Raw genomic sequence first — 12,907 nt, 5'->3', positions numbered from 1 at the left:
GTAACTTTTAATAAATTGTTATCTAGTCTTTAGTACTAATTTCAAAAAAACTTCAGAAAATGATTTTGGAAAAATAATAGAGGATAAGTGCATGAAAAACCTAAGAATTAAATTATTAATATCTTTAATTGCCTTCGCCCTAATATTGGTTGCTGTGATTTCTTATGTAAACAGACAAATACTAGTGGCAGATATCGAACAACAAGAAGCCATGAATAGGGCGTTAATTGAAAATCATATTTTAACTGATATGCAAACTGTAGATAATGCGCATTTTTATTTTGATCAAAATCTTTCAGATAAGATGGAGCAAGCACTCCGAAAGCTCGTTACATATTATGAAGAAAATCCAAAGGTTGCAACTTGGGATCTACAGAAAATAAAAAAAGAGTACGGTATGGATGTATACATAATAGATCAATCCAATACGGTTATTTATACAACTTTTGAAAAAGATAAAGGGTTAAATTTTTCCTTATGCTGTAAGCGTTTTTCTACCTTACTAGATGAACGGCGAACAAGTGGAAAATATTATAATGATGGTATAGATATCTCGACGACTACTGGAGGATATCGGAAGTTTGGGTATTTAGGGACACCTGATAAGAAATATTTGTTAGAGCTAGGCATTGATTTACTCAATGATCCCGTTTTTCAAACCTTTAATTTTGGGAAGACTGCTGACTATTTAGTTGATAAATATACAGATTTATTAGAAGTGCAAACAATAAATGCGGGGGGAGTTTACTTTGATGATTCAAATCCCGTTAAAATTACAGTGAAGGATCAACCAGCCATATTTCAAGAACATTTTGAGTTAGCTATACAATCGATGAAGCCAACGGAATTTCAAAAGAAATATTCAAATGGCTATATTGAAAAGTATCGTTTTTTACCATATGAAGCTGAAACAATTCGTGGTGAATCTACGAAAAGGATTATATATGTAAAATACGGAAATTATACAGAATTAGAGGCACTATCTAAAAATACAAAACAGTTTTGGCTATTGCTTTGTATAGCATTAGGAACTTCTTTCATTATGCTTATCGTCATTAACAAAATCCTTTCTAAAACTATTCATCTTGCAACATATGATCCGCTAACAAATGTCTTTAATCGAGCTACTTATATTAGAAAAATGGACAATCTATTAAGAAAACGCAAGACAAATCAGCCAGGTTTATTATTGATAGATTTGGATAATTTCAAGCAAGTGAACGATCAGTTTGGACATGGTGCTGGCGATAAAATTCTGATTGATACTGCGAGGATTTTAAAACAAGAGGTTGGAAATGATGGCTTTGTTGTGAGGTTTGGTGGGGATGAATTTGCAATCGTTTTGTATGACGCAAAGTCGGAAAATATGTGGCAGTTAGCTCATTCGATATTGGGCAAATTTCGTCACTATAAGCATGTAGACAATGTCAATATTGATCAATGGTCTGTCATCTCTGTCAGTATGGGAGGCGCCATTTGTCATCATCTAGATGAGTCAGAAAGAAGCTTGTTTGAGCGTGCGGACAAGGCATTGTATCAGTCAAAAAATGCTGGCAAAGATCAATACACGAGCTTTGAAGAAGTTGAAGAGAGTTACACTAATGTTTACTAGTATAAAAAGTGCTCCATAGCTTTTAAAATCAAGCTATAGAGCATTTTTTATGCATGGGGCTTTAGCTTAGATTTATAGAAGAGACAACTACATAATACAAGAACAGCAATTACTACAAACAATGCGTCGATGTAATGTGTTAACAGCCAGCCACCAATAATTGGTCCAAGAAAACCTCCTAAATTTTTGAATTGCGCTGCCCCTAAATAAGTTCCCTTTTGTGTATCAGGTGCAATTTCATCAATCATGACATTCATCGTTGGGAAGGCAAAAATTTCACCAATCGTAAAGATAATCATCGCGATAATATAAAGCGTATAGTTATTGGAGAAGCCGAACAATAATAGTCCGATTGCAAAAAACAGAATGCCTACTAAAAGAGTAGCGGTGGATGAAAAACGTTCTGATACAATACTAATTGGTAATTGTAGTAATAAAACAACCGCTGCATTTAGCGAGATGAGTAACGAATAGAGTTTGGTACCATCTTCAATTTTAAGCTCAATCACTTGTGGTAATGTTGAATCGAATTGAGAATAGCCAATATTGATTAAAATAGCACCAAAAATAAAGCTTAGTAGTACACGATTCGTTAATAATAAAGTAAAGGTTTGTAGTATTTTTGTTTGTGTTGTAGCTTTTGGCTGTTGCATTTCGTAACGATTCAGTACGAAAAATAAAAATACAGCATAAACAATATACATAATTCCTGTAAGCATAAATGGAATACTTGGGCTAGACAATTGAGCAATATAAACACCGATGATTGGACCAATAACTGCAGCTATATTAATTGCCGTATAGCGAAGCGAAAATAATCTTTTTCGTTTATCGGCAGGTGTAAAATCAATCATTAATGCTTGTGTTGAAGGTTCAAAGAAAGAACGACAAAGTCCATTCAGAGCATTGAATAATACAAAAAACCATACTTCATGAGCTGTTGCAAAGCCAAAGAACACAAGACTCCAAATGAAAATCGTCAGCAGAATGACACTTTTTCTGCCGAAACGATCAGTTAGGTAACCACCAAAAAATCCCCCAACAGTAGAGATAAGTGGAGCAATTCCAATCGTTAATCCGATTTGTAAAGGGGAGGCTTCGATTTCATTATGTAAATAGATAGCTAAAAAGGGCATTGCCATGAAGCTTGCAATACGTGTGAAAATCGTCCCGCCGAGTATAATCCAAACTAATGGATGAAACATCTTAGACAATTTCATATTAAATCCTCCTCTCAACATGTAGAATGTTTCGAGTTTAACGGATTGTTAAGCAACTGTAAATAGTCAAAATAATGAAGGTGAGGATCGATGGTGAGAAACGTATGTGAAATGGAGTGCTTTCGTTTTCAGATAGTTGAGTATAATGGGGCTTTAATTCCCCCTTCTTTTTAATAATTTCAATAAAAAAGAGGAGTTTTCAATTGACTAAAAAATGATGAACAAAAAAGAATGACCCCGACGAAAGGCCATTCTTTTTCCATACTCAATGCTTTACGTACTCAACGTAAAACTAAGACGTCAATTTTACTTTTTTCTTCGTCGTTGTCCATTTGCCTCGACTTGGACTCATAACCAAATCGTTAAAGGCTAACACGTTCAAATCTCTTTGAACGGTGCGAGGAGTGATACTAAACTCTTCGACTAAATCCTGTGTAGACACGGTTCCTTTGTCTAAAATAAACATGTACACGTCTTTAATACGATTAAGCATTCGATCAGTAGTTGGTTTCATTAAATGAACCACTCCTTCATCTTAATTCTCTTGGCAAAGACTAGCGGACGACAATATGTGCGGAGTGCACTTAGGCTGATAAGTAGCTGCCTTAGACATCCCCTTTTCTATTTTTATATTCAGAACAATTATTCTGATAACTTTATTATATAGAAAAACTAGTTGATTTTCTAGTGAATGCAAGAGAAATTTACAATAAAAACAAAAAATTTATACTGTTTTTTGTGGAAATACGTGAAAAACATGCTATATGTGGTAGTCTTAATAGTTAATACTGAAAATAGTTGTCAGGAAGATGATTGTTTTATATGTTGTAAAGTGTAAAATATGTTTATCTTGATTTAGCAGAACTTTACTGTACGAAAGCGTAGCGGCAGGTACAGAATGCACTCACCTTTAGAGGTGGCAGGATAAATGTGTTTTTTTCCTATTAAGCGAGCATACAAACGCTCGTAAAAATATAGGAACTCAGGCTTAAGATCTACATCCTGTGAAAACGGCTGGTAAACAACATTGTGTTGGTTAAAGTCCCCGGCGGATGTTAACGGATTTTAAAGAGGAGCTTTCAAAGGAGCTCGAAAAATCCAGACGCAATTACGCTGGGACGTATTTGATAATTTGGAGGAGGTATATCATATGGATTGGTTACAGGCCGCAAAAGAAAGGCAAGATGAATTAATACAAGATTTACAGGAGCTTGTGCAAATTAATAGTGTTCTTGATGAGGATACGATCACTTCTGAAGTACCATTTGGTGATGGTCCACTTAAAGCGCTTGAATGGTTGCTAGATAAAGGGCAGACTGAAGGGCTATTAACGAAAAATGTTGATAATTATGCTGGACATATTGAAATGGGTGCTGGGGAAGATTTATTAGGAATTTTATGTCATGTTGATGTTGTTCCTATTGGTGATGAAGCTGATTGGACATACCCACCATTTAGCGGCACCATTGCAGATGGAAAATTATATGCTCGCGGTGCGATTGATGATAAAGGTCCAACAGTAGCTGCATGGATGGCTATGAAACTTATTAAAGATGCAGGCATTCAGCTTAATAAAAAAGTACGTATGATTATCGGTACGGATGAAGAAACAGGCTTCCGCTGTGTCGACCACTACTTTAAACAAGAGGAAATGCCGACAATTGGCTTTGCACCAGATGCGGATTTCCCGCTCATTAATGCTGAAAAGGGCATTGCAGAGCTTGTGTTCTCTCATAATAAAATAGGTGATAAAACGAAAGAACAGCTACTACTATTTAATGCTGGAAAACGCCCAAATATGGTACCTGATTTTGCAGAAGCAAAGGTTCAGTTTGTTTCTCAACAGTTCGAACAGAATTTTCAAACATTTTTAAGCAAAAATCAGCTAGAAGGCACTTTATTAATGGAGGGCTCTCGCTATATAATAACTATCAAAGGTAAAGCAGCCCATGCAATGGAGCCAGAAAAAGGTGTCAATGCGGCTGTTTATCTTGCAGCATTTTTACAACAAGAATTGACGACAGAGGCAAGTAAGCAATTTGTCGGCTTTATTGCAGATGCTTTTTATCAAGATCATTATGGCCATCACTTAAATTTACAATTTGAGGATGAAATGTCTGGGAAAACGACATTAAATCCGGGCATTGTAAGCTATGATGTGGCTAAAGGCGGCAGTTTGGTAATCAGTATGCGTTACGCTGTCACATATCCATTTGATAAAAAAATTACGGCTGCACAACGCTTCACTGTGACGAAGGGATTTTCATTAGATATTCAGGATAACTCGAAACCTCACTATGTAAGTGAACATGATCCATTCATTCAAACACTAACAGAAATCTATAGACGTCAGACAGGTGATTATGAAACACCACTACTTTCTACAGGCGGCGGTACGTATGCACGTGTGATGAAAAAGGGGGTAGCATTTGGTATGTTATTCCCTGGTGAACCTGATGTAGCGCATAGAGCGGATGAGTTTGTTGTCGTTGATAACCTAGTCAGAGCAGCAGCTATTTATGCTGAAGCAATTGTTGAACTTGCAGGAAAAAAATAATTCAAATATGAAAAGGATGAGCGAAACATGGCATATTCATTATGGAATGATCAAATCGTTGAAGAAGGGTCTATTGTAGTATCACCTGAAGATAGAGGTTACCAATTTGGTGACGGAATTTATGAAGTAATCAAAGTTTATAACGGAAACATGTTCACAGCACAAGAACATATTGATCGTTTCTACGCGAGTGCCGAAAAAATTCGTCTAGTCATTCCTTATACAAAAGACGTTTTACACAAATTATTACATGAACTTATTGAAAAAAATAATTTAGATACAGGTCATGTTTACTTCCAAATCACACGTGGTGCAATTTCTCGTAATCATATTTTCCCAGATGCAAGTGTCCCTGCCGTATTAACAGGTAATGTAAAAGTTGGTGAGCGCTCCTATGAAAATTTTGAAAAAGGAGTAAAGGCGACTTTTGTTGAGGACATTCGTTGGTTACGTTGTGATATCAAATCATTAAATTTACTTGGTGCAGTATTAGCAAAACAGGAAGCATCTGAAAAAGGCTGCTATGAAGCTATTTTACATCGTGGAGATATTGTTACCGAATGTTCATCTGCAAATGTTTATGGTATTAAAGATGGTAAGCTTTACACACACCCAGCAAATAACTTTATTTTAAACGGTATTACTCGCCAAGTGATTTTAAAATGCGCTGAAGAAATTAATTTACCAGTGATTGAGGAGCCGATGACGAAGGCAGATTTATTAACAATGGATGAAATCATTGTATCATCAGTATCTTCTGAAGTTACCCCTGTTATTGATGTGGATGGCAAGCAAATTGGTGCTGGAGTTCCGGGTGAATGGACTCGTAAATTACAGCAAGCTTTTGAGGCAAAATTACCGCTTTCAATGAATGCTAAGTAAATATTTGGAGAGAACTACCCTAATTTTGGTTTATACCAAGCTATTAGGGTAGTTCTTTTATCTTGATTCAGTAAATAGAGGGTGCGGATGTATAAATGCCTAAACCAGGCCCTTAGCGTATGTCACAGATTTTGACATTGAGCTTTTCGAGTGAGCACAAAAAAATCTGGACGTAATTACGATGAGGTGAAATTGATTTCTCGTAAAATGAATAAGGGGTGGAAAAGTAATCATTTGCTGATTGAAGTTTTCTTTATAGAGCAAATTATGGATGTTTTCTCCTGAACCGTCATGTAAAATAAATAAGATAGATTAATCTATAGGAATTTATATTTGGAAAGCAAATGTCGATGTAATAAAGGCGAAGCGATAACTTCCTACATTCACAAAAGATAGGTTAATTACATAGAGGGTAAGTAAGAATGGAGTGACCTTAAAATGGCACAATTAGTGAAATTACAGGACTATATTTCACGTTATCAAATTGATTTAGCAAGATATCCTACACAATTTGTACGTTTAAAGAAAAGCCAGTGGGAGCGTGTCAAACGACAGTGGGAGCTTGGAGAAGATATTACTGAATGGCAACATGCTGATTCTGTTGCTGAACAAGAACCCTTTGAGGAAAAAGAGCGCTTTTCTGTATTAAAAAAATTATTTGCTGGTCGTCAGAAAGAAGAAAAAGAAGATATTGAACAACTCGAAATTTCAAATGAATTAGTCAGTGATGAGGACAGTATTCCTGAAGAAGAGACAACATTAACATTTGAACCGCAAATTGTTTATGCACCACAGTCTATCCATGAACTAAAACGAATGTTTATCGATCAATTTTTCCATTTTCAGATGAAATGGGCGAGCTCAACATTACGTGAAAAATCATATGTTGACCCTCGTTTTATGCGTGATTCTTTGCTACGTAATTTATTGCAACAATTACCTGATAACTATTTACTTTTTTATTACCCAATTTTACAAATCAGAAAAGCACCTATAGAGCTTGATGTTGTACTGATGTCACCGACAGAATGCATTTGTATTACCGTATTAGAAGCGGAGAATCAGGCGGTGTATGTAGGAGGCAGTGATCGATTCTGGATTAAAAAGGTGGGAACAAAGGATTCCAAAGTCCTGAATCCAACGATTAATTTAAGTCGTATGGAGTCTGTATTAACGCAATTATTTAAGCAGGACAATATTGACATGCCAATTCGTAAGGTTGTTTTAACGCGTAATGGCTATTTTGATTATCCAGGATCACCATATGGTGTACAATTTATTGATTATCGAAATTATGGTGGATGGATGGAGCATTTAAAAAAGGTATCTTCTCCGATGAAGCATATGCAAATTCGTGCTGCCCAAACAATTTTAACTAATGTACAAACGACATCCTTTAATCGAGATATTTGGCAGCAATCTTCTAAACAAGCTGAGGATTAGTGCATGCAAGTATTATTTATTGTGAATGAAGCAGCAGGTAATGGAAAAGGTAAAAAGGTTTGGCGTCAGCTTCAACGCCATTTAACCATCGACTATCAAGTTGTCTTCACAGAGTATGAAGGACATGGACAGAAACTTGCACAACTTTGGGCACAAAATACACAAACAAAAAAACTATTTGTTATTGTTGGCGGGGACGGCACAATACATGAGGTTGTAAGTGGTGTTGTACATAATGAATATATAGTTATTGGTGTAGTGCCTGCCGGGTCTGGAAATGACTTCGCGCGATACTTTACAACCTTTCAAAATGCTATACAAATTGAAGCTTATATACAGGGGAATATGTCTAGTCTTTCGATGGATGCTGGTACCATTCAGCTTGGAGAACTTCAGCATGAGATATTTGTTAATAATGCGGGTGTAGGCTTTGATGCTTTTGTTACAAAGTACATTAATAAATCTCGTTTGAAGTTTTATCTCAATAAAATAGGGCTTGGCAAGTTATCCTATGCTGCAGCCGTTGTAAAAGGCTTATTTAGCTTTGAGCGCTTTGATGTAACCATTCGTGCAAACAATGAACAATGGCAGTTCAAGCAGACATGGTTTGTTGCAATGAGTAATCATCCTTATTTTGGAGGAGGCATGAAAATTTCTCCTTGCTCCAAACCTAATGATGAGAAAATAGAGCTAACAATCGTTCATGGTATTTCACGTCTTAAGTTATTGCTTGTGTTTATTACTGTATTTTTTGGCAAGCACACTAAATTTAAAGAAATTACATTTTTACAAGGTAATGCATTTGAAATATTGCTCCAATCACAGCATATTGATTGTCATACAGATGGGAATTATATTGGTGAAATAGGACAGGGAATAAACATTCATTGTGCTGTTCAACGTGAAGCTTGGCAGGTTGTAGCAGAAGAAACGAACAATATCATTTCGCAATAATTTTATGCGAATTTTATGGTAATACGTTATACTATAAAAAATCAATAATTTTACATGAAAGAAATGAGGAAAAAAATTGAGATTAAGAAATAAGCCTTGGGCGGAGGAAATGATTACGAGTCATCCAGAGGTGATTGTTCCAAATCCTGAAGACTTTAAAGGAAAATGGCAGGCTGCTTTCAGCAACGATAATCCAATCCATATAGAGGTAGGTACTGGGAAAGGACAATTTGTTACTGGCATGGCCCTACAAAATCCTGATATTAATTATATTGGTATCGAGCTTTATGACAGTGTCATTGTATGTGCATTGGAAAAAATTTTAGAGGCTAAATCTCCAGCGAATTTACGATTATTAAAAGTAAATGGCGCAGATTTATATAAATATTTTGCAAAAAACGATGTAGATCGTGTGTATTTGAATTTCTCAGATCCTTGGCCAAAAACACGCCATGCGAAGCGACGTTTAACGCACGGGGATTTTTTGAAATTATATGAGTCGATTTTAGTGGATAATGGGGAAATCCATTTTAAAACGGACAACCGCGGTTTGTTTGAGTATTCATTAATTAGTATGTCTGAATATGGTATGTTACTAAAGTATGTATCACTCGACCTACATGCAAATATGCCTGAGGATAATGTAATGACTGAGTATGAGCAGAAATTTTCTGCTAAAGGACAGCCAATTTATCGTCTAGAATCGCAATTCATTACTAAATAGGGGGAGTATGGATGGATCAGTTACAGTTTCACAATATGTCATTATCATGGCTAAATGGGGGTGTCACTTGCCTTGACGGTGGTGCTATGTTTGGAGTCGTGCCCAAACCACTTTGGTCACGTAAATATCCTGTAAACGAAAAGAATCAAATTGAGTTACCAACCGAGCCAATTTTAATTCAATTTGAAGGGAAAAATTACCTCGTTGATACAGGTGTTGGCTTTAACAAATTAAATGAAAAGCAGCTTCGTAATTTTGGCGTTACTGAAGAATCAACTTTAGCGGATAGCCTACAGGAGCTAGGATTAACAACGGCAGATATTGATGCAATATTAATGACACATTTGCATTTTGATCATGCTGGTGGTTTAACGCAATGGGAAGATGATGTACTTGTACCAACTTTCCCGAATGCTAAAATTTTCGTGACGAAAATTGAATGGGATGAGATGCGTGAGCCAAATGTCCGCTCGAAAAATACGTATTGGAAAGAAAACTGGGAGCCTGTACAGCATTTAGTTGAAACGTATGAAGGTTCGCTGGAGGTAGTTCCTGGTATAGAAATGATTCATACTGGTGGTCATAGTGATGGACATGCCATCATTAAATTAACTCAAAACGATGAAGTGCTGTTGCATATGGCTGATATTATGCCAACACATGCACATCAAAATCCATTATGGGTTTTAGCCTATGATGATTATCCAATGACAAGTGTTTTTGCAAAGGAACGTATTATGAAAGAAGCACTAGCAAATGGCTATGGATTTATTTTCTATCATGATGCATACTATCGTATGATTAAATGGGATGAAACAGGTAAGGAAATAGTTGATAAGCTTGAGCGCAGCAGACAAGCTGTCATTACATTCTAATGGGAAAAGGGCGTGCAAACATAAACCGTTTGCACGTTTCATGTTGTTGAAATACTATTATGTTAATGAAATCAAGGTGACAAATTAAAAAGTATGCCCTTTTTCAAAACGAGGGGTTGATCTCCGTTCCGACTGAGTGCTTTGTAGCTGTCGCTTTGCTTTCGATACTGAAAACATTTGCCGCTGACGCTTCGCTTTCGCGCAGAGCAGAGCTTGGGGCAACAGGAGGTTGGTCACGAAGGCGTTGTCACAGGACGTGACGATTTTAGCCTTTGTTCCCCTAATCTGCTCACTGAATCCCCAAGGAGTCACTCAGTCTACACTCCAATCAACCATTGCTCATAGTATTTTCATTGGCATTTCACATAAATATATAGTGATAAATTGAAGTCTTAACCATCACTATTTTTCGCAAAAATGAAGCTGATAACATTTTTCTATGCGAAAGCAGTCCAGCAATAAGTAGCTTTATGTTTAGTTATAAAGGAGTTTTATGTACAAAAATGTAGGTTGACAGCTATAGAATTGTACTACTATTCTATCCATTTAATGTTGGTGAGTAATATGCTTTTACTTTACTTTTGAAGGAAGAAAATATTTAAAGTTCTACACTATTGCAGATTGGAGTGCAAGGCTACTCGACTCCCGTGGGATAGCGGGACAGACGAGACCCTGCACGGAGCGTCAGCGCAGGAAGCGGCTCGTCGCTCGCCCACAGGAAAGCGAGTAGCCTGGAACGGAAATCACCTTCATTTTGACTAAATATTCACAAAAGGTCCCTTGACCATTTAGTTTTTCAACACTATGGACGTGCAAACATAAACCGTTTGCACGTTTTTTAGGTTTTGTCCAGATAGATTCGATTTATAAAATGAATAAACAATGGGAGATTCCCTACTTCGAAGTATTTGGTGAATAAATGCGTATACCTTGCTTTTTTTGACCTTTTTCCGTGAACATTTAGGAAAATATGATACACTTAAAAACGATACTAAAATATAAAAGAGAGTTGAAATTACATGGCAACAGAGCAACCATTTTTACCGATACTATTAGGATCAGATATGAATGCATACGGTATGGCACGAGGATTTTATGAGGCATATGGCATAAAGCCACTTGTTTTAGGACGTTCACATTTAACAGCTACACAAGATAGTCATATTTTAGATTTCCAGGAGATCGATCGCTTAAATGAACAGGATGTATTTGCGCCTGCCCTTGCACAGGTGGCGAAAAAATATGCTGATAAAAAACTACTACTATTAGCATGTGGAGATGATTACGCAAAGCTAATTATCAAAAATAAGCCAGCACTACAGGAGCATTTTACAGTTCCTTATATTGATGAATCACTGATGGATGAAATTTTGTTAAAAGAAAATTTCTATAAAATGTGTGATAAATATAATTTTAAGTACCCTGGAACAACGACTGTGACGGCCGATAATTACGAAAATTTTATCCCTCCTTTCGATTACCCAATTATCCTAAAGGCTTCGAATTCGGTTGAATACTGGGCATGTAAATTCCCTGGTAAGAAAAAAGTTTTCGTTGCCCATGATGAAGCTGAAAAATCAGCCATATTAAAAGCAATCTATAGCTCAAGCTATCAAGATACAATGATCATTCAAGAATTTATACCGGGCGATGATTCATATATGCGTGTATTAAATGCGTATGTTGGCAAAGACGGTAAAGTTAAGCTTATGTGTTTAGGGAATCCAATTTTAGAAGAGCATTCACCTGAAGGCATTGGTAGTTACGCAGCTATTGTTACCACGTATGATAAAGAATTGCTGGATCAGGTACGCAACTTCTTAGAGGATATTGGTTATACAGGCTTTGCAAACTTCGATATGAAATACGATATTCGTGATAAACAGTATAAGCTTTTTGAAATTAACTTACGCAATGGTCGCTCAAGTTATTATGTAACAGCAAGTGGTCATAATTTAATGAAGTATGTAGCTGACGACCATATGCTAGATATTGAACAAGATCTAACATATGTACAGGATAAGCATTTATGGATGATTATTCCTAAAGGTGTATTATTCAAGTATGCATCCAATGAAAAGCTTAAACTTGAAGCAAAAAAATTAATCCGTGAAGGGAAATATACAAATTCTCTTTATTTTAATGAGGATATGAATGCCAAGCGTTGGGTCAAGCTAACATTAAATAATTTAAATTATTATCGAAAATATAAAAAATACTTTAATAATAAAGGATTATCCGAGTAAAACAAAGAAGCCATCTCATTCAGCGAGATGGCTTCTTTGTTTTAAGGATACTGTCTATACTTCTATTAGCTCTACCACTACACCAGAGCGAGCATCTGCGGCAAATTCAAATGTTTGCATTTCTCCCGCATGCATACGAGAGATACCTCCACGATATACTGGAATTGTCATAATGCCATTTGTGAAATCGTCTGTTTTCATATAAATCCAAGACCCGTCAATGGGTGCATCCTTTTTAAATTCCTTTTTTATGTTTTCGAGTACTTGTCCTGCAGGTACATATGGAGAAACTTTTTCACTTGCTTCTTTAATAATGACTGCGGCAGCTAGACCAGTTGCGACACCAATTAAAAAATCACGTAATTTCATGCTTCTTTCCTCCTTTTTCTATATC

Annotated in this window: 11 protein-coding genes; 8 read left to right on the top strand and 3 right to left on the bottom strand. The window is 36.2% G+C overall.

What is annotated here, in order from left to right; translation table 11 throughout:
• Positions 1-91: 91 nt before the first annotated feature.
• The gene (locus tag AC2CGN_RS11075; RefSeq protein ID WP_429982769.1) at positions 92-1,612 is read left to right on the top strand and encodes a GGDEF domain-containing protein; all 1,521 of its coding nucleotides are present in this window, start codon (positions 92-94) and stop codon (positions 1,610-1,612) included.
• 47 nt (positions 1,613-1,659) lie between these two features.
• Here the strand turns inward: AC2CGN_RS11075 and AC2CGN_RS11070 are convergent, their stop codons facing one another.
• Positions 1,660-2,832 carry an MDR family MFS transporter gene (locus AC2CGN_RS11070; protein ID WP_286923358.1) on the bottom strand — a complete coding sequence of 391 codons (1,173 nt, stop codon included), beginning with the start codon at positions 2,830-2,832 and terminating at the stop codon, positions 1,660-1,662.
• Positions 2,833-3,124: 292 nt separating this feature from the next.
• Positions 3,125-3,346 carry a DeoR family transcriptional regulator gene (locus AC2CGN_RS11065; RefSeq protein ID WP_049667439.1) on the bottom strand — a complete coding sequence of 74 codons (222 nt, stop codon included), beginning with the start codon at positions 3,344-3,346 and terminating at the stop codon, positions 3,125-3,127.
• Positions 3,347-3,982: 636 nt separating this feature from the next.
• Between AC2CGN_RS11065 and pepV the strand changes: the two genes are divergently transcribed.
• The 7 genes from pepV (at position 3,983) to AC2CGN_RS11030 (ending at position 12,513) form a co-directional block, all read left to right on the top strand.
• Complete coding sequence (gene pepV / locus AC2CGN_RS11060) at positions 3,983-5,389, top strand: dipeptidase PepV (protein WP_484513855.1); 1,407 nt, start codon at positions 3,983-3,985, stop codon at positions 5,387-5,389.
• 27 nt (positions 5,390-5,416) lie between these two features.
• Complete coding sequence (dat, locus tag AC2CGN_RS11055) at positions 5,417-6,271, top strand: D-amino-acid transaminase (RefSeq protein WP_484513853.1); 855 nt, start codon at positions 5,417-5,419, stop codon at positions 6,269-6,271.
• A 438-nt stretch (positions 6,272-6,709) separates the two neighbouring features.
• On the top strand, positions 6,710-7,714 hold the full coding sequence (locus AC2CGN_RS11050) for a nuclease-related domain-containing protein (protein ID WP_286923355.1): 1,005 nt from the start codon (positions 6,710-6,712) through the stop codon (positions 7,712-7,714).
• A 3-nt stretch (positions 7,715-7,717) separates the two neighbouring features.
• Complete coding sequence (locus tag AC2CGN_RS11045) at positions 7,718-8,668, top strand: diacylglycerol/lipid kinase family protein (RefSeq protein ID WP_429982766.1); 951 nt, start codon at positions 7,718-7,720, stop codon at positions 8,666-8,668.
• A gap of 76 nt (positions 8,669-8,744) precedes the next feature.
• A complete protein-coding gene (gene trmB / locus AC2CGN_RS11040) occupies positions 8,745-9,392 on the top strand; it encodes a tRNA (guanosine(46)-N7)-methyltransferase TrmB (RefSeq protein ID WP_484513850.1) in 648 nt (215 codons plus the stop codon).
• An 11-nt stretch (positions 9,393-9,403) separates the two neighbouring features.
• Positions 9,404-10,267 (top strand): YtnP family quorum-quenching lactonase, encoded by an 864-nt coding sequence (locus AC2CGN_RS11035; protein WP_429985892.1) that lies wholly within the window; start codon positions 9,404-9,406, stop codon positions 10,265-10,267.
• 1,019 nt (positions 10,268-11,286) lie between these two features.
• Entirely contained in the window at positions 11,287-12,513 is a 1,227-nt protein-coding gene (locus tag AC2CGN_RS11030; protein ID WP_429987847.1) for a carboxylate--amine ligase, read from the top strand.
• Between the two features lie 54 nt (positions 12,514-12,567).
• Here AC2CGN_RS11030 and AC2CGN_RS11025 read toward each other — a convergent pair whose 3' ends face one another.
• On the bottom strand, positions 12,568-12,882 hold the full coding sequence (locus tag AC2CGN_RS11025; RefSeq protein ID WP_283869213.1) for a hypothetical protein: 315 nt from the start codon (positions 12,880-12,882) through the stop codon (positions 12,568-12,570).
• Between the last annotated feature and the right edge of the window lie 25 nt (positions 12,883-12,907).

The organism is Lysinibacillus sp. DFXJR4, assembly GCF_057196045.1.
The sequence above is the reverse complement of the archived record's forward strand: the minus strand, read 5'-3'. Positions and strand labels throughout refer to the sequence as shown.